Source organism: Paractinoplanes pyxinae, from assembly GCF_026626335.1.
In the GTDB taxonomy this organism is placed as follows: Bacteria; Actinomycetota; Actinomycetes; order Mycobacteriales; family Micromonosporaceae; genus Actinoplanes; species Actinoplanes pyxinae.
Genome location: NZ_JAPNTZ010000022.1, coordinates 23,719 through 42,812, shown reverse-complemented (window position 1 = coordinate 42,812; position 19,094 = coordinate 23,719). Strand labels below are relative to the sequence as shown.

The following is a 19,094-nucleotide window of genomic DNA, read 5'->3' as shown; positions in this document are numbered from 1 at the left end:
ATGAAAAAAGGACGGCCCGAAGACCGTCCGTTGGCACCGGCGGCGGCGGACGACGCCCATCCCCATAGGCGTCGCCCGCACTAACCGCCGGTCTCGGGTCGCGCCGTCCCCCAACGGCATATGCCACCCGTCCCCAAACGCCGGCCGCGGCGATCGTTGCCGATCAACCAGTTCCCCGAACTAACGGTCCGACGTCCATTGATTACGCTAGTTGGGGCAGTCAAGGCAGACAAGCCAACTGGCTGTCCGCCATCTGTCTGCACCATCACAGTTACCCACTATTAGCCGATCGGCGGATGACCTGTCCCACAATTGGGCCGGACAAAAGCGACAGTCCGGACTGTGGTCATTCGTCGGGGTTCTCGAGCTGGAAGAAGTTGCTCCGCTCGCCACCCGAACGCCGCTCCTGGTAGATGAAGTTGAGCCGGCGCTTGTCGAAGGCCTCGAACCACTCGGCCCAGCTCACCTCGACGAGCCGGTCGCCGGAGTATCCGGGGAAGTCGAAGCGCAGCACGCCCAGGTGCCCGTCGTGCTGGGTGCCGGCCACCGTCGACGGAACGGCGCGGCGCGATTTGGCCCACTGGCGGATCACCTCGTGGTCGGTGGTGACCAGGCTGCGGCCGTTGCGCTCGGGCTTGTCGGTGGTCGACTTGATTTCTTGCGAGTAGTCGAGCGACTTCGACGCCTTCTTGCCGGTCCGCTTGCCGCCGTCCGACGAGGCCGCGCTCTTCTTCGCGGTCGAGCCGCCCTTCGCAGCCGAGCTGCTCTTTGCGGTCGAGCCGCCCTTCGCAGCCGAGCTGCCCTTAGCGGTCGAGCCGGCCTTCGAAGCCGAGCTGCCCTTAGCGGTCGAGCCGGCCTTCGAAGCCGAACCGCCCTTCGAGCCGGAGGCAGCGCCGCGCTTGGAGGACGAGGACGAAGACGAGCGGGCGGCCTTGAGCTCGGCCTTCACGTACCGCTCGACCAGCTCGGCCTTCTTCATGTCGTCGGTGCCCTTGACCCCGAGCTTGTTCAGCCGGGTACGCAGGTCGGCCGCCTTCATCCGGGCGATCTTGCTCTCGCTCACCTCGGGGGTGTCCGGGGTGTCGTTGCGGCTGGTCGGGTTCTTCTTCCCGCCGCCGCGAGCCTCCTTGAGCTCGGCCTTGATCATTTTCTTGACCAGTTCCGGCTTCTTCAGCCCGTCCGTGCCCTTGACGCCGCGATTCTCGAGTTTCCGGCGCAGCTCGTCCACCTTCATCCGGGCGATCTTGCTCTCGCTCACGTCCGGGGTGTTCGGAGTGTCGTTCCGGCTCGCCCGCTTCTTGGCAGCAGCAGTCTTCGTCGCGGCCACGCCTATTCACCTCTCATTCATCGGCAATTTCCTCTGCACCGATTTACTACCCGGTTCCGGATCGCCGACACGGCCTAAGAGGACGATTCCTCCGGCGGCGCGAGATGTTTGAACGCCTGCAGATTGGCCACCGACTCGCCGCGCTTGACGCGCCACTCCCACTCGCGCTTGATCGACGAGCCGAAGCCGATCTCGAGCATGGTGTCGAACGACTCGTCGGCGTACGTGAGAACCGCGCCCAGCAACCGGTCGAGCTCGTCCTCGTCCAGCCCGGTGAGCGACACCCGCCCGGTCAGATAGACGTCGCCGGCCGCATCGATCGAGAACGACACCCCGTACATGCGGGCGTTGCGCCGCAGCAGCCAGGCCCACAGCTCTTCGTGCCGCTCGTCGGGGCGGCGCATCACGAACGCCTCGATGCGCAGCGCGTGCTCGCCGACGATCAGGTTGCACGCCGTCTTGAGCTTGTGCGTGCCGGGCAGGGTCACCACGTACGAGCCGGGGCCGGTGACTTCCCACTCGAGTTCACGGTCGGTGAGCGCCTTCTCGATCAGGTCGGTCACCATGCGTACGCCTCCAGGCGCTTCGCGATCAACGCGCGGTGCTCGGTCACCGCCTCACGGTAGACCTGAACCAGATTTTCGGCTGTGCGGTCCCACGAGAAGCCGGCCGCGTGCGACACCGCCCCGTCCGACAACTTCCGCCGCAGCGAAGGCGCAGCGAGCAGGCTGTCGAGGACCCGGGCCCATTCGCGCGGATCGTGCCCGTCGACCAGAACACCGCTCAACCCATCGCGTACGGCGGTCACGAGCCCGCCCACCGCGGCCGCCACGACCGGCGTGCCGCAGGCCTGTGCCTCAAGCGCCACCAGACCGAACGACTCGTTGTAGGACGGCACGGCCACCAGGTCGGCGCTGCGGTAGAGCGCGGCCAGCCCGTCGGAGTCCTGGGGCGGCAGAAAGACCACGGAGTCGCTGACGCCGAGGGATTCGGCCAGCTCGATGAGCGCGGACGGCCGTTCGAGCCCGCTGCCGCTCGGCCCGCCGCAGATGACCAGCGTGGTGTCGGACGTGCTCATCGCGGCCAGCGCCGAGATCAGCACGTCGGGCGCCTTGAGCGGCTGGATGCGGCCCACGAAGGCGACGACCCGGCCGTGCTCGGGCAGCCCGAACCGCCGCCGATCGGAACGCCCGGGACGGAACCGGTCGAGGTCGACACCGGGCTGGACCACGGTGACCCGGGCCGGATCGGCGTCGTAGTAGCCGACCAGATCCTGCGCCTCGAACCGGGTGTTGGTGACCAGCCGGTCGGACTCGGCGATCACCTGCTCCTCGCCGATCACCCGGGCCTTGGGCTCGGGCCGGTCGCCCGCCGCGATCAGCCGGTTCTTGACCTTGGCCAGGGTGTGCGCGGTGTGCACGTGCGGGACGCCCCACCGCTCGCGAGCCAGCCAGCCGACTTGACCGGAGAGCCAGTAGTGCGAGTGGATCAGGTCGTAGCGGCCCGGCGGGTGCGCCGCCTCGGCCCGCAGCACGCCGTTGGTGAACGCGCACAGCTGGGCCGGCAGCTCTTCCTTGGACAGGCCCTCGAACGGCCCCGAGGTGACGTGCCGGACGGTGACGCCGGGCGCCATCTCGACGACCGGGGGCAGGTCGCCGCGGGTGGCGCGGGTGAAGATCTCGACCTCGACGCCGAGGCGGGCGAGCCGCTTGCTGACCTCGACGATGTACACGTTCATGCCACCGGCGTCGCCGGTGCCCGGCTGTTCGAGCGGGGACGTGTGAACCGAGAGGGTGGCGATGCGCCGGGGGGTCGGCCATTCTGCCACGATTGTTCCTCCTGGGCCTATGACACGGGGATTGTTGCTCAGTCACTTATCTTCCCCGGCCAGGTGGTTCGAACCACAATCTCGTCACCCTGGGGTGACTCATGTCATCGGGAAGGATGGGGGCATGCAGAACATCGCAGTGGTCACTGGCGCGTCGAGCGGAATCGGGGCGGCCACCGCACGCCGGCTCGCCACCGAGGGATTCCACGTCGTGGCGGCGGCCCGGCGGGCCGACCGGCTGGCCGAGCTGATCGCTGAGATCGGCCCGGCCGCGACCGCGGTGGAGTGTGACGTCACGTCCGACGAGTCGGTCGCGTCGCTCGCGGCGGCGGTCGAGGCGCTCGGCGGGCCGGTGACGCTCCTGGTCAACAACGCGGGCGGGGCGTTCGGCCTCGATCCGGTCGCGTCCGGCTCGGCCGCGGATTGGCAGGCCATGTACGACGTCAACGTGCTCGGCACCCTGCGGGTCACCCAGGCGCTGCTGCCGGCCCTGGTCACGAGCGGCAACGGGACGATCGTGACGGTCGGCTCGACCGCGGCCTTCACGGTGTACGAGGGCGGCGGCGGTTACACGGCGGCCAAGCACGCGCAGAACGCCCTGGTCGGCACGCTGCGGCTGGAGCTGTCGGGCCAGCCCGTACGCGTTGTCGAGGTCGACCCCGGAATGGTGCGCACCGACGAGTTCTCGCTCAAGCGCTTCGGCGGCGATCAGGCCAGGGCCGACGCGATCTACGACGGGGTGAAGGAGCCGCTGGTGGCCGACGACATCGCCGACATCATCGCGTTCGCCGCCACCCGGCCTCACCACGTCAACCTCGACCGCATCGTGGTGCGCCCGATCGCCCAGGCCGCCCAGCACAAGGTCCACCGGGAGAAGTAGTCGTGCGGCCGGTCGGCGCCATCACCCGGGGGACGACCAATCCCAACCGACTGCGCCGTGTCGACAATTACGTGGCCTACCGCTGCGGCGATCTTCTGCGGGCGGCCGCCGAGCCCCTGGTGATCGACCTCGGGTACGGCGCCACTCCGGTCACGGCGGTCGAACTGCGAGCCCGGCTGGCGGCAGCCGTTCGGGCCGACGTCGCCGTGGTGGGTCTCGAAATTGATCCCGTACGCGTGACCGCCGCCCAGCCGCATGCGGCGCCCCCACTGCTGGAGTTCCGCCGTGGCGGTTTTGAGCTCGCCGGCCTGCGGCCCACCGTGGTGCGCGCCTTCAACGTGCTGCGGCAGTACGCCGAGGAAGAGGTGGCCGCGGCCTGGGCGGCGATGACCGCGACCGGCGCCGTGCTGGTCGAGGGCACCTGCGACGAGCTGGGCCGGATAGCCACGTGGGCCGTGGTCGAGGCGGGCGCCCCGAGCACGCTCACGCTGTCGGCCCGGTTGCCCGATCTGGATCATCCGGCGACGTTCGCCGAGCGGCTGCCCAAGGCGCTGATCCACCACAACGTGCCGGGCGAGCCCGTGCACGAGTTGCTGCGGGCGCTGGGTCGTGCCTGGGAGACCGAGGCGACCCCGTTCGGGCCGCGGCAACGCTGGCTGGCGACCTGCCGGCGGATGCGCGAGGAGGGCTGGCCGGTGCTCGACGGCCCGGCGCGGTGGCGGCTGGGCGAGATCACCGTGCCGTGGCCGGCGTGACCCGGAAAGAAGTCGAAGCCGGGCCGATCCTCCGCAGCGGATCGACCCGGCTCCAGGGGGGCGATTAATGTCTGTCACCCAGATTGCTGGGTGACAGGTGCCGCGGGGGTGGGTCGTCCGGTGCGCCTCGGTTGCGGTCCTACTCGCCGAGCACGGACCGCAGGGTCTGCACCAGCACCTCGCTGCTGAACGGCTTCTTCACGAGCAACGCGTCCTCGCCGATCAGCCCGTCGGCCACGGCGATCTCTTTGGGCAGCCCCGAGATGTAGACGACGCTCATCTCGGGCCGCAGCTGGGTGGCCGAGCGGGACAGCTCCCCGCCCGAGACGCCGGGCAGTCCCAGGTCGGTGACCAGGATGTCGATGTCGCCCGGGTGTTCGCGGCAGGCGGTGATGGCCTGCTGGGAGTCGCCGGCGATCAGGGTGGCGAAGCCGCGGCGCTCGAGCATCCGGCGCATGATGTCGCGCAGGTCCTCCTCGTCGTCGACGACCAGGACCGTGGGCCGCGTCTCGGGTGCGGGCGCCTGCGACATGGATCCTCCCGGTGGTTCTGATGTCACTTTCCGTGCCGGCTCGCGCTCTCACGCTAGCGTCAGCAGGTTGCACGGTCCGGCCTTTGCCCATCACCGTTCGCGAGCGCGGGCTGTCAGCAACCTCACGCGCCGGAATACGCATGCCCGCAATGAGTTGGGGAAGTTGTGGAGTGGCCCGGTTGCACCTGGGTTGCAACGCCTCCGGGGCCGCGTCAGGGGCCTGGAAGATCGAAGAGAACAGCTAAAGCGGAGTAGTGCGGAGCCGATCAACACGGAGTACCGCTACACACCGCCACTGAGCAAGGAGTGCGATATGTCCAGCCTGCTGTCGCCCGAGATCACCACCGTTGCTTCGCTGACCGAGCGCTGCGACCGTTGCAGTGCCGCCGCCAAGCTGGTGGTCACGCTGACCAGCGGCGGCGAGCTGGCGTTCTGCGGCCACCACGCCAACCGCCACAGCGACGACATCGTCCGCGTGGGCGAGCGCATCGTCCTCGAGGACGGCTTCGAGTGGGCCGGAAAGTGACCGCTTGACACGCTTGCGTCGCGTTATGCTCACTTCCTCAGTTATTGAGGGGATTACGTGCAGGATGCGGCGCGTGATCTGGGCAGGCCACCCCGGCTGATCGCCGGGTTCGCCGGCGCCGCGATCGCCCTCGCCGGCGTCGCGGCCGTGCTCATGTCACTCGAAAACGATCCGCCGGACGGCTATTTCGCCGTACCGGCGGTCGTTCTCGTTCCGGCCGGGTTCGCCCTCGCCTGGGCCGCGATGAAGCAGCGCCGGATCACCGGCGACCTGCGCGCCGCCCTCGCCGCAGCAGTGCAGCTACGCGAAAAGGAACGGGCCGAAGCAGCACAGCTGCGCGAACAGGACCGGGCCGAAGCAGCACAGCTGCGCGAACAGGACCGAGCCGAAGCGGCACAGCTGCGCGAGAAAGAAGAGAAGGAACGGGCCGAGACAGCCAAGCTGCGCGCCGAGAGCGCGGAATCGGCCCGGGAAGCAGCCCGGCTGCGCGAGGCGCACAAGAACCTCGAGACCGCGCTCACCTTCAAGAACGACCTCACGTCGATGCTGACCCACGACGTCGCCCAGCCCATCAGCTCGATCGCGAGCCTGGCCGAGCTGCTGCGCGCGGACTGGGACGACCTGCCCGACGACATCCGGCTCGAGCTGGCCACCAAGATCGACAAGAACACGCAGCGCCTGATCAAGATGATGAACGACCTGCAGCTGCTGTTCCGGCTGGACACCGGCTCGGTCACGGCGCGGCGGAATCCCGTGCCGCTGAAAGAGGTCGCCGAGTCCGTCGCGGAAGGTCCCGGCGACGTCCGGGTCGAGATCGACGACGACACGTCGGTGCTGGCCGACCGCGGGCACGTGCAGATCGTGCTGCAAAACCTGGTCAAGAACGCCCTCGCGTACGGCGAGACCCCCGTCCTGGTGACGGCGGAGCGCCGCGCCGAGCAGGTCGAACTGGCCGTGCAAGACAGCGGGCCGGGCATTTCCGACGAGTTGCTGCCCACTCTTTTCGGCCGCTTCGTGCGCGGCGCCGGCCTGGGTCTGTTCATCGTTCGCCACCTGGTCGAGGCGAACGGCGGGTCGATCCGCTACGAGCACGCCACCCCGCACGGGGCCCGCATGCTTCTGACATGGGAAGCGGCCGGCTCCTTCGAGAGCCGGCCGCTGACGTAAGAGCTACAGGTCGTGGGCGCTGCCCCGGTCCTCTTCGTTGATCATGCCGTCGCCCCAGGCGTCCCGCCCGGTGGTGCGGCCGCCCATCCGGGCGCTGGCCCCGGCGGCCGGACCGCCGCTGATCGGGCCGGCCGTGGCGATGCGGCGACCGGGGGCCAGCACGTCGTCGAGGTCGTGGGCGCTGGTGATGCCGGGCGCGCTGGTGATGTCGACGCCGGCGGCCATCGGAGTGCGGCCCACCCCGTGCAACGGCAGGTCGGCCCGGCTGGCGTTGCTGTGCTCACCGGCGCTGGTGCCCCAGCCGGCGCCGGGGTGCGCGCGGTTGCGGGCGCGGGCGGCGATCGCGGCCGGGGTCGGAACCGGGCGGCTCAGTTTCTTCGTACTGGCACCGCTTTCGACCATGCCCTTGAAGGCGGTCAGATCGGCTTTCAGGCGCTTGTTCAGCGAGGCCTGGCCGTGCCGGTCGTTCGGCATGAGGAAGGCGACGTCGGCCTCGAGCTGGGCGACCACCTGCGTCTTCATCTCACCCATGGGCCGCAGGGTGACCGTCTCGGCGAGCAGCGGCCCGTCGGTGGTGGCCCACGAGACCCGCTCGTCCATCGAGCGCTCGGTGATCTGGGCGTCGAACTCGCGGCGCTTGCCCTCGACGTCCATGACCCAGTGCGTGCGGTCGTCGCCGACCGTGGTGACCTCCCGCACGCCGCTCATGAACTGTGGGTAGTTCTCGAACGCGGCGAGCTGTTCGTACACCGTGTGCAACGGCGCACTCACCTCGATGGCCTGCTGAACCATACTCATCGCATCTCTCCCATGCCTTCGCGTGCTGACTTCGGCATGACTGAGAGTACGGAGACGACTACCCGGCGACTTCTGTTTCGCTCAGACCCGGCGCAGGTACTGCCACTGGCCGACCTCGGTCGCGTACCGGGCGTCACTCGCGGGAACCAGGACCACCCCCGCCGCACGCAGCAGCGCGACGACGCGGGGCGACGGCGACCGCCAGGCCTCGCTGATCTCGACCACGGTTCCGGTCTGGCGGCACGCGGTGGCCAGGGCGTCGATCAGGTCGGGCGACAGCACGGCGTCATCCAGGCCGGCCTGGGCGAGCAGGCTGAGCGGGCGGGCGAGCTGGGTCGGGGCGTAGCGGGAGGCCCGGTCGATCCCGCGCACGGTCGCGGTCACCAGCGTCTCGGCAACCTGATCGGCCGTGAGCTCGCCGGCGGCCAGCATCTCCCGCAGCTCACGGGGGCCGGCCGGGCCGCCCGGCAGCGGCAGGCCGGAGACGGCGACCGAGACGGCCTCGAGGTGGCCGAGGTCCGGCGGCAGGGCGAGCCAGCCGTCCGGGCGGACGACCTCGATCTCGGCCGCGATGCGCAGGTCGATCTCCGTACGCCGCTGGGCCCGGCGCACCGAGTCGGCGTAGGCGGACAGCCAGGTGGAATCGGGACCGACCTGGTCGGCGAAGGTGACAGCGGTGAGCCCGGCCCGGTCGGCCGCCGAGACGACGACCCCGACCGCGTCCCGGCCGGCCGCGAAGCCCGTGTGCACGTGGGCATCGGTGGACAGATCCAGTGCGTCGACGACGACACCGATGACTGATTCCCGCTCCGCGCCCACTGTCTCTCCCAGCCTGATGCTCGACGGGCTCTTCCCGTCTGAGAAAGAAGAATGCGGTCGCGGTGTTGTCAACCCTGGTTACGGGCCGGTGCAGTCCGGGTGCGCGGCGTCACAGCCGGAAGGCGCTGACCAGGCTGCGCAGTTCGTCGGCGGTGTGCGCCACGCCGTCGGACGCGGTGCGAGTCTGCTCGACGCCGCGTACGGCCTCGGCGCTGGCCGTCGAGACGTCGGAGATGTTGCCGGCGATGCGGGCCGAGCCGTTCGCCACCTCGGCGATGCTGCGGCTCATCTCGCCGGTGGTGGCCGTCTGCTGCTCGACGGCGGAGGCGATCGTCGTCTGGAAGTCGTTGATCTGGGCGATGACCTCGCTGATCCGCGAGATGACCTCGACCGCCCCACCGGTGTCCTGCTGGATCGCCGCGACCCGGGTGCCGATGTCCTCGGTCGCCCGGGCCGTCTCCTGGGCCAGGTCCTTGACCTCGCTGGCGACCACGGCGAAGCCCTTGCCGGCCTCGCCGGCCCGGGCCGCCTCGATGGTGGCGTTCAGGGCCAGCAGGTTGGTCTGCTCGGCGATCGAGGTGATCAGCTTGATGACGTTGCCGATCTCGGCCGACGAGTCGCCCAGCTGACGGACCGTCTCGGTGGCCCGGGCCGCCTCGGCCACGGCCACCGCCGCGATCTGGGCCGATTCGCTGGTGTTGCGGGAGATCTCCCGGATCGCCAGGCCCATCTCCTCGGCGCCGGCCGCCACCGTCTGCACGTTGCGGGAGATCTCGTCCGCCTCGGTCGAGGCCGAGGCCGACTGCCGGTCGGTGCGCTGGGCCGCCTCGGCGATCTGCGCGGCCACCGCCGACAGCTCACTGGCCGCGCCGGCCAGGGCATCGGCGTCGTGGCCGATCGTGGTGAGCGAGTCGCGGATCGACTCCAGGGCGCCGTCCAGGCCGGCCGCCATCCGGCCCAGCTCGTCGCGGCTGGTGATGCCGCTGCGGTTGGTCAGGTCGCCGCGGGCCAGCGCCTCGATGACGGCGCCGAGCTGCCGCACCGGCACCAGGATCGAGCGGGCCAGCGGGATGGCCAGGCCGATCAGCAGCACGAGCCCGGCCACGGCGACGACGATCGAGAGCGTCCGGGTGCTGCTGATCGTGCTGGCCATGTCGCCCCGCTCGGTGTCCACGGCGGCGGTGACCCGGTCGAGCAGCGCCCCCAGCGCGTCGTCGGTCGCGTTGTTGCGCTCGGCGATCTGACCGATCCGGCTACGCTTGTCCGCGGAGCCGACGAAGTCGGAGATGAACTGTCCGAAGTCGACGAAGGCCGGCCGGTCCTGGGTGAACGTCTGCGCCATGTCGTCCGGCAGTCCGCACGCCTGCACGGCGTCCGCGGCCTCGGTGGCCGACTGCACGTCGTCGACGACGTCCTGGCTCACGTCCTGGCCGAGCGCCGACCGGTAGGCGTCCACCTTGAGCTCGCTCTGCCGGGTGTCGAGGTGGTTCATGGCGGCCTGACAGGCCTGCAGGCGCGAGACGTTGTTGCCCTGGGCGGACAACCGGTTCTGGCCGGAGAGCGAGATGGCAGCCAGCGCGCCCAGCATGACGGCGCCGACCGCCACAATCAGTCCGAGCCGTTTGGCAATGCCGAGGTGCGCCAATCGCGACATCGATCCCCCTTGGACGCCGGTGCTGACCGCGTGCGCGGTTATGAACAGTTTTCAGTTCTTTCGGCGCTCAGGATCAGCTTTTGGCCAAATCCGGGGAAAAACGAACGCCCCGTCGACCGGCGACGGGGCGTTCGGCACTGCTTCAGTCCGATGTGGTCGGTGGTTGCAGCATCTTACTGACCGCCCGCACCTCGTCCTGTGTGGGCGAAGCGGCCTCTCGGTTGGATGTCTGCAGCTCCCGGTACACCTCTTCGCGATGCACCTGAACGTCACGCGGAGCCTGGATGCCCAGCCGGATCACGTCGCCACGCGCCTCGAGCACGGTGATGACGACCGTGTCGCCGATCATCACGCTCTCCCCGGAGCGCCGGGTCAGTACGAGCATCGTCGGTGCCCTCCTCCATCCGTGGACGGACAGCATCGCGAGCCGGGCGCGGTCGCGAGCCCGCGACCGCGCCGGCTGATCCTTCGTGAACAGGCAGCGTCAGTAGACCGGGTTCATGACCGCGCGGACCGGGAAACCCGAGCCGCTCAGCACGACCTGCATGGCCCGCATGGTGTCGCGGTCGACCACGATCGGCGCCATCAGGTTGGCCGTGGTCTCGTTGGCGCCGGCCGTGATGACGGTCAGCAGCAGGAGCCGGTCCGGGTCCTTGGTGTTGAGCGCGGCGAAGACGTCGGCCTCGAGCTCGGGCGCATAGTCCGGGAAGAAGGGCTCCGGCGGCGCGACGAGGAAGCGCAGGTCGGGGTCCTCGGTGGACGTGAACGCGTAGAGCAGGCCGTCTTCGTTGAGCCGCACCAGGACGAATTCCCGGTGAGCCGGGAAGCCGGGCATGGGCACCGCCATCGTGATGGTGGGCAGGCCCAGCGACGGGTCGATCATGGTGTCCTCAGTGGTTCGGGACGCGGTGCGAGTAGTCATGGTCACCTCAGGAAATCGATGAGCGAGGGCTGGATCACCTTGGCCGAGGCGGCCAGGGCGGCCTGATAAGACGTCTGCTGGATCTGCAATTCCATGATCGCCTTGGGCAGGTCGACGTCTTCGATGTCGGACAGCTGCGACGTCACGGAGAGCAAATGATCATCAGCGGACTGCTTCATCTGCGTAATCCGATTATATCGGGCGCCAACGTCCGAAAGGGTGGACTTTAGTAAATCGTGGGCCGTATCGAGGTTGCTCAGGCCCGTGTTCAGCGCCATGTCGTCATTGCTGCGAAGCGCTGCGGAAAGGTCACCCAGCACCTTGAAGAGCTGAGTGTCGCTTCCTTCCGCGCCGAACGCCTCGGCGCCGGTCGTGTCGATCCGGACCTTGGCGTTCGGTCCGACCGTGCGGGTGGTCTGCCCGTCGTTCCCGACGTACTTACCGGTGTCGTCGAACGCCACCGCGCCCGGTGTGGTCCCGCCGAAAACCGGCCGGCCCAGGTATTTGGTGTTGGCCTCGCCGATCATCGACTGGCGAATGTTGTCGATCTCGACGGCGATCGCCTCACGGGCCGACGCGTTGTTGGCCGAACTCAGACCCTGCACGGTCAGATCGCGTACGCGGATGATCTGACCCGACGCGTCGCCGAGCTTGTCCTGAATGGTGCCCAGCCAGCCCAGCCCGTCGTCGGCGTTGCGGGCGAACTGCTGGGTGGCTCGCATCTCGCCGCGCAGCTGCAGCGACGTGACTGTCCCGGTTGGAGAGTCGGACGGCCGGCTGAGCTGCTTGCCGCTGGAGATCTGCTCCTGCAGCTTCTGGCCCCGGGCCATGCTGCGGTTGAGGTCGCCCAGCATGCGGTGCCGCATGCTGGTGTCGGTGACTCTGCTCGGAATGGTCATGCGATCCCCCTACGACGCGGCCGCGCGGTCATCGGCCGACGAGGCCGGTGCGGTTGATCAGCTGATCGAGCATCGAGTCGATCGTGGTCAGCACCCGGGAGGCGGCCTCGTACCCGCGCTGGAAGGTCAGCAGGTTGGTCATCTCCTCGTCGAGGTTGACCCCCGACTCGGCCTCGCGCGACGTGTCGACCTGGTCGCGGACGGCGTCCTGGATCTCGCTGCGCCGGGCCGAGGCCTGCGACGCCACACCGAGCTGGCCGATCGCCTGCTGATAGATCGCGTCCGGCCCGCTCTGCGAGGTGCCCAGCGCGGCCAGCTCGTCGGCCTTGTCGTTGTCGATCGCGGCGACCGCGGGCGGCACGGCCTTGGGGTTGCCGGCCGAGAAGGCGACCTTGTCCGGGTCGTCGATCGCGACCTTGATGTCGCGGGCGGTCGTGCCCGAGAAGAACGCGGTGCCCGGGTCGCCGTTCACGTCGTACGCCGTCGTGGTCAGGCCGTTGACGCTGGTCGCGAGCGACTTGGCCACGTCGTCGAGCTGCTTGGTGATGCCCGGGATGATGGTGTTCATCGTGTCGAGCATCGAGCCCATGGTGCCGCCGGGCACGGCCGTCGTGTCGGTGCCCTTCCACTTCAGGGCGACCTGCGTGCCGGCGTCCCAGGAGTCGAGGTTGGGCGGCCCCGAGAGCTCCAGCTTGCGCGTCGAGAAGTCGCTGACCAGCGGGGACGTGCCGACGTAGACGTTGACCGAGCCGTTCGGCTTGGCCTCGGTGGTGGCGCCGACCAGCTCCGAGAGCTTCATGATGGCCACGTCGCGCTGGTCCTGCAGCTCGTTGGTCTCGAGACCGGCCGCCCGGGCCACCACGACCTGGTTGTTCATCTGCGCGATGTTGTCGGCCATCGTGTTGACCTGGTCGACGTACGCGCTCATCTCGTTCAGGTTCGCGCCGAACTGATTGGCGAGCGAGCCGCGGGTGTCGTTCAGCGTAATGGCGACGGTCCGGCTCTTCTCGAGCAGTGACGAGCGGGTCGACGGGTCCTGCCAGTTGTTGGCGACGTCGTTCCAGCCGTCCCACATGTCGTGCAGACGGGCCTGCAGCGCGGTGTCGCTCGGCTCGGCCAGGACGCTTTCGATCTGGTTGTACGTGGCCTTCTGGGTCGACAGGTAGGCGGAGTTCGCGTGTTCGGTGCGACCCCGTTCCTCCAGGTACGCGTTGCGGCCGCGCTCCACGCCGGCCACCGTCACGCCGTTGCCGACCTGCGTGGTCGTCGCGTACACACCGGGGTTCAGGCTGCCCGTCTGGGACGCCATGCGTACCCGTTGCTTGGTGTAGCCCTCGGTGTTCGCGTTGGCGATGTTCTGGCCCGTGACGTCCAGGCCCCGGCGCTGCGCGTAGAGCGAGGTGAGCGCCGTGTTGATTCCACTGAAGCTGCTAGCCATCTCAGATCGCCTCATCCACCAGGCTGGAGCGGCGCACGCCGCCGGAAACGGTCTGGCCCTGCGGTCCGTAGGTTTCCACAGTTTCGGCGAACGCGAGCATGGTTTCGCGAGCTGCGCGCTGGCCGGCTGTGAGCAGGTCTCGGTTGACGTCGGCGAGCGCGCTGATCTCGGAGGTCAGCAGCAGGAACGCCTTGCGGTGCTGGTGCAACAGGTCGAACCAGGGAGCGGGGGCGGCGTCGGCGAGCTCGCCCAGCGAGGCCTCCGGGGGAAGTCCGAGCTCGACCGCGACGTCCTGCGCGTAGGCGGCCCGGATGACCTCGGTCTGCCGGATCTGTTCGAGCACCACCTCGACCTCGCGGGTGGCGTGGCTGAGCCAGCGCGAGCGGTTGGCCGCGAGGAGCAACTGCTCCTCCTCGAGCTTGAACAGCAGCATCTCGAGCAGCTCACGTGAACGCCACAGGACGCTGGCCAGGTCGGTGAGACTCACCCTGGTCCTCCGTCTCGCCTTCGGTCGGGCCCGAACGAACCCGCTCATTCGGACACGTCGGCACGGGTGCGACTCCGCTGAGGGATTTCCCCCGATCCGGTGCATTCCGGGTTCATGCGAGTTGGATTCAGGTTTCTTCGTATTCGCCGGAAATCGCCGCGGGAATCTCGCAGACTGCTCATGAACCGTCGGCACCGCGCCGATCGGCCTGGCGTAGAGCCACGGCCCCATGGATGGGCCGCTCCAAGACCCCTCAAGGAGGAAGCACTCATGGGTCTTCGCATCAATCAGAACATCGCCGCGCAGAACGCCTACCGGAACCTGTCGGTCACCGACAGCCAGATGTCGAAGTCGCTGGAGAAGTTGTCCAGTGGTTTCCGCATCAACCGGGCCGCCGACGACGCGGCCGGTCTGTCCATCTCCGAGGGCCTGCGCTCGCAGGTCGGCGGTCTGAAGGTCGCCGTCCGCAACACGCAGGACGGGGTCAGCGTCGCGCAGACCGCTGAAGGCGCGCTCAACGAGACGACCGCCATCCTGCAGCGCATGCGTGACCTGTCGGTGCAGGCGGCGAACTCCGGCGCGACCGACTCCTCGGCCGCCGAGGCCACCAACAAGGAAATGGCCCAGCTGAACCAGGAGCTCGACCGGATCGGCAAGAGCACCGCGTTCGGCAAGCAGAACCTGCTCGACGGGTCGTTCGGCAACACGGTGAAGTCGAAGTACACGGACGCGGCGACCAGCAGCCTGCCCAACGTGGGCGGCGCCGCGGCCGCCGTTCCGGCCGGTGCCAACTCCGACTTCAGCTTCACCATCAGCAAGGTGGGCGGCTCTACTCCGAAGGGTGGCGACATCACGGTCAACGTGGGCGCCCTCCCGGCCGACGCGTCGGCTCAGGACCTGGCCAAGGCCGTGAACTCGGCGACCGAGAAGGCGCTCAAGGCGGCCGGTTACCAGGGCAACGAGCTCACCATGTCGGCCAAGGTCGACGCGCAGAACAACACGACCTACTCGCTGGCCGGCTCGGGCGACTTCACCGTGGCCGACGGCACCGGCGCCGTGCTGGGCGGGGCGAAGATCGACCTCACCAACAAGGAGGCCACCGGCGGCAACACCGGCAAATTCCAGGTCGGCGCGAACGCCAACCAGAAGATCGGCATCTCGATCGGCGCCGTCGACTCCGAGACGCTCGGCACCGCGTCGCTCGACCTCAGCAAGGACCCCGACGCCGCCATCAAGGCGATCGACAAGGCCCTGTCGTCGGTCACCGAGAGCCGCGCCACGCTCGGTGCTGTGCAGAACCGCTTCGAGCACACCATCAACAACCTGAACGTGGCCGTCGAGAACCTGTCCGCGTCGGAGTCGCGTATCCGTGACACCGACATGGCCCAGGAGATGGTGTCGTTCACCCGGTCGCAGATCCTGACCCAGGCCGGCACCTCGATGCTGTCGCAGGCCAACCAGTCGGCGCAGAACGTTCTCTCGCTGCTGCGCTAACCGAACTGCCACCGTCAGCAACTGAATATCTCGTGCAAGCGACCGAATAGGTGGGGGTAGCCGTCAAAAGCGGCTGCCCCCGCTCTCGTTCAGCAGTGAAAGGCAGGCTCCGGTGAGCAGCTCGGTAGACGGACTCGTCAGCGGCCTTCAGACGTCCTCGATGATCAACTCGTTGATGCAGGTCGAGGCCGCGCCCCAGACCCGCCTCAAGACGAAGGTGACCACCGCCCAGACCGCGGTCGCCTCCTACCAGTCGGTCAACGCCGCGCTGACCTCGCTCAAGAACGCGGCCGACGGCGTGGGTCAGCTCAGCACCTGGCGCGCGGTCAAGGCGACCTCGAGCTCCAGCACCGTGACGGCGACCGCCCTGACCGGCACCAACGGCGCCTCCGGCACGACCGTGTTCAACGTCAAGAGCCTGGCCAAGAACCAGATCACCACGGCCAAGGTGCCCACCACGGGCGACATCAGCTCGGGCACCATCCAGATCACCACCGGCCCGCTCGACGGCAGCACCAACGACAAGGTCAACACGATCACGCTGGGCGACGACAAGTCGGCCAAGGGCGTCGCCGCCGCGATCAACGCGGCCGGCATCGGCCTCAAGGCGACCGTGGTCACCACCGGTGGCGCCAACGACATCCTGCAGATCAGCGGGTCCAAGACCGGCACCGCCAACGCCTTCCGGATCGACAGCGGGCTCGACGGCGTCGCCTCGCCGCTGACCAACGTGGCGTCGGCCTCGAACGCCCAGCTGGACATCGGCGGTGGCGACGACAACGCCGCGAACGGCGGTTACTCCGTCACCAGCGACACCAACACCTTCAGCAAGCTCATGCCGGGTGTCTCGATCACCGTCTCCAAGCTCGAGAACGACGTCACGGTCACCTCCGACCAGGACGTCAGCGGCATCGCGAGCAAGATCCAGGCGCTGGTGGACGCGGCCAACGGCACGCTGAACGAGGTGGCCAAGCAGACGGCGTACGACGCGGCGACCAAGAAGAGCTCGCCGCTGACCGGCGACTTCGCGGTGCGCAACATCTCGCAGTCGCTGCTCAGCAAGATCAGCCTTGGTCTGACCTATACGAACCCCTCGTACGACAAGAACCAGCCGACCGACGCGGCCACCAAGACCAACCTCGAGAAGATCTCGATCTCGCTCTCGAAGTTCGGTGTGGCGCTGGACCGGACCGGCCAGCTGACCTTCGACTCGGCCAAGTTCGCCACCGCCTACAACGAGAACCCGTCGCAGATCCAGGCGGCCGGCATCGAGTTCGCCGACCAGATGGAAAAGTACGCGGGCGACCAGACCGTCAACATCACCTCGGTCATCACCGGCCGCAAGAACGAGATCGACGGCCTCAACACGCAGATCAGCGGCTGGGACATCCGGCTCGCAGCCAAGCGGACCGCGCTGCAGAAGACCTACTCCGACCTCGAGACCTCGCTGGGCAAGCTCAAGAACCAGTCCAACTGGCTCGCCGGCCAGCTCTCCGGCCTCTGATCCACCGCCCCGACCAGCCATCGCAGGGCCCTGACCAAGGAGACCGATGACCGTGACCGCCCCGAACCTCCGCAACCGCTACCTGCAGGACTCGATCCAGACTGCCTCGCCGGCCAAGCTGCTCACGATGTTGTACGACCGCCTCGTCCTCGACCTCGTGCAGGGTGAGGAGGCCATCCGGGCCGGCGAGATCGAGAATGCCCACGAGAAGATCTCGCACGCCCAGGAGATCCTCATCGAGCTGCAGGTCAGCTTGGACGTCGAGGCCTGGTCGGGCGCGCCCGGGCTGGCCAACCTGTACGGCTACCTGATCACCGAGCTGATCGGGGCCAACATCGCCAAGGACGCCGAGCGGGTCGCCGTCTGCCGCGGTTTCGTCGAGCCCCTGCGGGACGCCTGGCGCGAGGCCGCCGCCTCGGCGGTCGCTCACTGACGAGCGGAGGAGCGGGACGGACGGAGAAGGCGACATGAGCGGTGACTGGCGGAACGCCTGGAGCGCGGCCCTCGACGAGCTTGAGCTCGACGTGGCCTCGATCGAGGCGATGCTCGACGACGAGCACCGGCACGCCGAGACACCGCCGGCCAGCCTGTGGAAGCCGCCGACCGAACTCGGCGCGCTGCCGCTGGAGCTCCGGCCCCGGGCCGACGAGATTCTCACCCGGCAGTTGAAGGCGGCCGAGGAGATTGCCCGCCGGATGACCGCCACCCGCCAGCAGATGTCCATGACCACCAAAATCGAGACCGGAGAAGCGGTCAAACGGCCCGTGTACGTCGACCGGGCCATGTAACGGACGGCCACATGGTCCCGGAATCCCCTCTGTGGGGTTCCGGGACCTTTTCGTGCAACCGGCTGGCAACCGTCTGACACTCAGCGGATCACCGAACACGCCGAACTGCATGGTACGAGCGACGGAACGCTCACCGGACTGCCACGGATCGGCACCTTGGAACGACACAAGGAGCTGCTGTGTTCGACGACGTCTCCTCAGCTTCCCTGCGCGTCGCGGCCACCGGCCTGGCGCAGCGGCAGACGGCCATCGCCAACAACATCGCGAACATCGAGACCCCCGGCTACCGGGCCCGTAAGGTCGAATTCGAAGAGGCGTTGCGCGGCGCCGTGGCCAAGGGCATGTCGCCGCTGGGGGTCGCACCGCAGACCCGGTCGTCGCTGGAGCCCACGCGACTCAACGGCAACAACGTCAACCTCGACGAAGAGACGCTCTCCCACATCGACACCACGATGCGCTATCAGCTCACCCTGCGGGCGATGGACACCAAGTACTCGATGCTGCGCGACGCGATCAAGGGAGCCTGAGCATGAGCACTTTCAACGCTATCGGCGTGGCCGGCACCGGCGTGACCGTGTATCGCAAATGGCTGGACGCCGTCTCGGACAACATCGCCAACATGGACAACACCGTGCGTACGTCCGAGAAGGCTTTCCAGGCCCGCTACGTGCTCGCCCAGGAGGCCCAGGACGGCAACGGCGCCCAGGTCGGCGGCGTGGCGTTCGGCAGCGCCGAGGGTGTGCTGGTGCACGAGCCGGACAACCCGCTCGCTGACAGCCAGGGCTACGTGCGCAAGGCCGACATCGACCTCAGCTCGCAGATGGCCCAGATGATGATGGCCCAGCGTGCCTACCAGGCCAACCTGGCCGTGGTGGACCGGGCCAAGGACTCCTACACGGCCGCGATCAACCTCGGAAAGTGAGGTAGGCGATGACTTCCCCGATCAGTGCCATCAGTGGATTCTCCGCGGTTCCCGGACTGGACGCGGTCAGCGGCATCGGCGGCGCCGGCGCCCTCACCGGCGGCGAGAAGGTCACTGCGGCCCAGGGCGAGCACGAGAGCTTCGCCAGCATGCTCTCACGCGGTCTGGAAAGCGTGCAGGCCTCGCAGGCCAAGGCGGACGACCTCGCCGTCCAGGTCGCGCAGGGCACGCTGCAGGACCCGGCGCAGTACACCATGGCAGCCAACGAAGCCCAGCTCGGCCTGCAGATGACGCTCGCCGTCCGCAACAAGGCCGTGGAAGCGTTCCAGGAAATCATGAGGATGCAGGCCTGAG

At 68.4% G+C, this 19,094-nt stretch carries 23 protein-coding genes; 11 read left to right on the top strand and 12 right to left on the bottom strand.

Annotated features, from left to right (window positions below):
* Nucleotides 1-346 precede the first annotated feature (346 nt).
* The 3 genes from OWR29_RS43005 to mshA form a co-directional block, all read right to left on the bottom strand.
* Entirely contained in the window at nucleotides 347-1,327 is a 981-nt protein-coding gene (locus OWR29_RS43005; RefSeq protein ID WP_267569411.1) for a hypothetical protein, read from the bottom strand.
* A 74-nt stretch (nucleotides 1,328-1,401) separates the two neighbouring features.
* Entirely contained in the window at nucleotides 1,402-1,893 is a 492-nt protein-coding gene (locus tag OWR29_RS43000; RefSeq protein ID WP_267569410.1) for a type III secretion system chaperone family protein, read from the bottom strand.
* On the bottom strand, nucleotides 1,887-3,155 hold the full coding sequence (gene mshA, locus OWR29_RS42995; protein WP_267569409.1) for a D-inositol-3-phosphate glycosyltransferase: 1,269 nt from the start codon (nucleotides 3,153-3,155) through the stop codon (nucleotides 1,887-1,889). Before mshA ends, OWR29_RS43000 begins: the two co-directional genes overlap by 7 nt.
* 124 nt (nucleotides 3,156-3,279) lie before the next feature.
* On the opposite strand from mshA, the gene OWR29_RS42990 reads away from it, so the two are divergent.
* Entirely contained in the window at nucleotides 3,280-4,035 is a 756-nt protein-coding gene (locus OWR29_RS42990) for an SDR family oxidoreductase (protein ID WP_267569408.1), read from the top strand.
* A gap of 2 nt (nucleotides 4,036-4,037) precedes the next feature.
* Nucleotides 4,038-4,790, top strand: coding sequence for a class I SAM-dependent methyltransferase (locus OWR29_RS42985; protein WP_267569406.1), 753 nt, complete (start codon nucleotides 4,038-4,040; stop codon nucleotides 4,788-4,790).
* 139 nt (nucleotides 4,791-4,929) lie between these two features.
* Here the strand turns inward: OWR29_RS42985 and OWR29_RS42980 are convergent, their stop codons facing one another.
* Entirely contained in the window at nucleotides 4,930-5,322 is a 393-nt protein-coding gene (locus tag OWR29_RS42980) for a response regulator (RefSeq protein WP_267569405.1), read from the bottom strand.
* A gap of 313 nt (nucleotides 5,323-5,635) precedes the next feature.
* Here OWR29_RS42980 and OWR29_RS42975 point away from each other — a divergent pair, with 313 nt between their 5' ends.
* Complete coding sequence (locus OWR29_RS42975) at nucleotides 5,636-5,848, top strand: DUF7455 domain-containing protein (protein WP_267569404.1); 213 nt, start codon at nucleotides 5,636-5,638, stop codon at nucleotides 5,846-5,848.
* 57 nt (nucleotides 5,849-5,905) lie between these two features.
* On the top strand, nucleotides 5,906-7,015 hold the full coding sequence (locus tag OWR29_RS42970; protein ID WP_267569403.1) for a sensor histidine kinase: 1,110 nt from the start codon (nucleotides 5,906-5,908) through the stop codon (nucleotides 7,013-7,015).
* 3 nt (nucleotides 7,016-7,018) lie between these two features.
* Here OWR29_RS42970 and OWR29_RS42965 read toward each other — a convergent pair whose 3' ends face one another.
* The 8 genes from OWR29_RS42965 to OWR29_RS42930 form a co-directional block, all read right to left on the bottom strand.
* Nucleotides 7,019-7,813, bottom strand: a complete 795-nt coding sequence (locus OWR29_RS42965; RefSeq protein WP_267569401.1) for an SRPBCC family protein — start codon at nucleotides 7,811-7,813, stop codon at nucleotides 7,019-7,021.
* A gap of 81 nt (nucleotides 7,814-7,894) precedes the next feature.
* Nucleotides 7,895-8,632, bottom strand: a complete 738-nt coding sequence (locus OWR29_RS42960; RefSeq protein WP_267569400.1) for a hydrolase — start codon at nucleotides 8,630-8,632, stop codon at nucleotides 7,895-7,897.
* 109 nt (nucleotides 8,633-8,741) lie between these two features.
* Nucleotides 8,742-10,286, bottom strand: coding sequence for a methyl-accepting chemotaxis protein (locus tag OWR29_RS42955; protein ID WP_267569399.1), 1,545 nt, complete (start codon nucleotides 10,284-10,286; stop codon nucleotides 8,742-8,744).
* Nucleotides 10,287-10,428: 142 nt separating this feature from the next.
* On the bottom strand, nucleotides 10,429-10,671 hold the full coding sequence (gene csrA, locus OWR29_RS42950) for a carbon storage regulator CsrA (protein WP_267569398.1): 243 nt from the start codon (nucleotides 10,669-10,671) through the stop codon (nucleotides 10,429-10,431).
* Nucleotides 10,672-10,770: 99 nt separating this feature from the next.
* Nucleotides 10,771-11,208, bottom strand: coding sequence for a flagellar assembly protein FliW (gene fliW / locus OWR29_RS42945; RefSeq protein WP_267569397.1), 438 nt, complete (start codon nucleotides 11,206-11,208; stop codon nucleotides 10,771-10,773).
* A gap of 2 nt (nucleotides 11,209-11,210) precedes the next feature.
* Nucleotides 11,211-12,107 (bottom strand): flagellar hook-associated protein FlgL, encoded by an 897-nt coding sequence (gene flgL, locus OWR29_RS42940; protein ID WP_267569395.1) that lies wholly within the window; start codon nucleotides 12,105-12,107, stop codon nucleotides 11,211-11,213.
* 28 nt (nucleotides 12,108-12,135) lie between these two features.
* On the bottom strand, nucleotides 12,136-13,545 hold the full coding sequence (gene flgK, locus OWR29_RS42935; protein ID WP_267569394.1) for a flagellar hook-associated protein FlgK: 1,410 nt from the start codon (nucleotides 13,543-13,545) through the stop codon (nucleotides 12,136-12,138).
* 1 nt (nucleotide 13,546) lies between these two features.
* Complete coding sequence (locus OWR29_RS42930) at nucleotides 13,547-14,032, bottom strand: flagellar protein FlgN (protein ID WP_267569393.1); 486 nt, start codon at nucleotides 14,030-14,032, stop codon at nucleotides 13,547-13,549.
* 270 nt (nucleotides 14,033-14,302) lie between these two features.
* On the opposite strand from OWR29_RS42930, the gene OWR29_RS42925 reads away from it, so the two are divergent.
* From OWR29_RS42925 to fliE, 7 genes are all read left to right on the top strand, one after another.
* Entirely contained in the window at nucleotides 14,303-15,526 is a 1,224-nt protein-coding gene (locus tag OWR29_RS42925) for a flagellin N-terminal helical domain-containing protein (protein WP_267569392.1), read from the top strand.
* A 112-nt stretch (nucleotides 15,527-15,638) separates the two neighbouring features.
* Nucleotides 15,639-17,030: a flagellar filament capping protein FliD gene (fliD, locus tag OWR29_RS42920; RefSeq protein WP_267569391.1), complete on the top strand. Its 1,392-nt coding sequence runs from the start codon at nucleotides 15,639-15,641 to the stop codon at nucleotides 17,028-17,030.
* A 46-nt stretch (nucleotides 17,031-17,076) separates the two neighbouring features.
* Complete coding sequence (fliS, locus tag OWR29_RS42915; protein WP_267569389.1) at nucleotides 17,077-17,463, top strand: flagellar export chaperone FliS; 387 nt, start codon at nucleotides 17,077-17,079, stop codon at nucleotides 17,461-17,463.
* Nucleotides 17,464-17,497: 34 nt separating this feature from the next.
* Nucleotides 17,498-17,818, top strand: coding sequence for a hypothetical protein (locus OWR29_RS42910; RefSeq protein WP_267569388.1), 321 nt, complete (start codon nucleotides 17,498-17,500; stop codon nucleotides 17,816-17,818).
* A 179-nt stretch (nucleotides 17,819-17,997) separates the two neighbouring features.
* Nucleotides 17,998-18,345, top strand: a complete 348-nt coding sequence (locus OWR29_RS42905; RefSeq protein WP_253238693.1) for a flagellar basal body rod protein FlgB — start codon at nucleotides 17,998-18,000, stop codon at nucleotides 18,343-18,345.
* 2 nt (nucleotides 18,346-18,347) lie between these two features.
* Nucleotides 18,348-18,740 carry a flagellar basal body rod protein FlgC gene (locus OWR29_RS42900; protein ID WP_267569386.1) on the top strand — a complete coding sequence of 131 codons (393 nt, stop codon included), beginning with the start codon at nucleotides 18,348-18,350 and terminating at the stop codon, nucleotides 18,738-18,740.
* An 8-nt stretch (nucleotides 18,741-18,748) separates the two neighbouring features.
* Nucleotides 18,749-19,093, top strand: a complete 345-nt coding sequence (gene fliE, locus OWR29_RS42895; protein ID WP_267569385.1) for a flagellar hook-basal body complex protein FliE — start codon at nucleotides 18,749-18,751, stop codon at nucleotides 19,091-19,093.
* Nucleotide 19,094: the final 1 nt, after the last annotated feature.

Excerpts from the sequence above, each read along its gene's own strand:
- OWR29_RS43000 (WP_267569410.1), bottom strand. The coding sequence starts at position 1,893 with ATGGTGACCGACCTGATCGAGAAGGCGCTCACCGACCGTGAACTCGAG.
- OWR29_RS42990 (WP_267569408.1), top strand. The coding sequence starts at position 3,280 with ATGCAGAACATCGCAGTGGTCACTGGCGCGTCGAGCGGAATCGGGGCG.
- OWR29_RS42980 (WP_267569405.1), bottom strand. The coding sequence starts at position 5,322 with ATGTCGCAGGCGCCCGCACCCGAGACGCGGCCCACGGTCCTGGTCGTC.
- OWR29_RS42975 (WP_267569404.1), top strand. The coding sequence starts at position 5,636 with ATGTCCAGCCTGCTGTCGCCCGAGATCACCACCGTTGCTTCGCTGACC.
- OWR29_RS42965 (WP_267569401.1), bottom strand. The coding sequence starts at position 7,813 with ATGAGTATGGTTCAGCAGGCCATCGAGGTGAGTGCGCCGTTGCACACG.
- OWR29_RS42955 (WP_267569399.1), bottom strand. The coding sequence starts at position 10,286 with ATGTCGCGATTGGCGCACCTCGGCATTGCCAAACGGCTCGGACTGATT.
- csrA (WP_267569398.1), bottom strand. The coding sequence starts at position 10,671 with ATGCTCGTACTGACCCGGCGCTCCGGGGAGAGCGTGATGATCGGCGAC.
- fliW (WP_267569397.1), bottom strand. The coding sequence starts at position 11,208 with ATGACTACTCGCACCGCGTCCCGAACCACTGAGGACACCATGATCGAC.
- flgL (WP_267569395.1), bottom strand. The coding sequence starts at position 12,107 with ATGACCATTCCGAGCAGAGTCACCGACACCAGCATGCGGCACCGCATG.
- flgK (WP_267569394.1), bottom strand. The coding sequence starts at position 13,545 with ATGGCTAGCAGCTTCAGTGGAATCAACACGGCGCTCACCTCGCTCTAC.
- OWR29_RS42925 (WP_267569392.1), top strand. The coding sequence starts at position 14,303 with ATGGGTCTTCGCATCAATCAGAACATCGCCGCGCAGAACGCCTACCGG.
- fliS (WP_267569389.1), top strand. The coding sequence starts at position 17,077 with ATGACCGTGACCGCCCCGAACCTCCGCAACCGCTACCTGCAGGACTCG.
- OWR29_RS42910 (WP_267569388.1), top strand. The coding sequence starts at position 17,498 with ATGAGCGGTGACTGGCGGAACGCCTGGAGCGCGGCCCTCGACGAGCTT.
- OWR29_RS42900 (WP_267569386.1), top strand. The coding sequence starts at position 18,348 with ATGAGCACTTTCAACGCTATCGGCGTGGCCGGCACCGGCGTGACCGTG.
- fliE (WP_267569385.1), top strand. The coding sequence starts at position 18,749 with ATGACTTCCCCGATCAGTGCCATCAGTGGATTCTCCGCGGTTCCCGGA.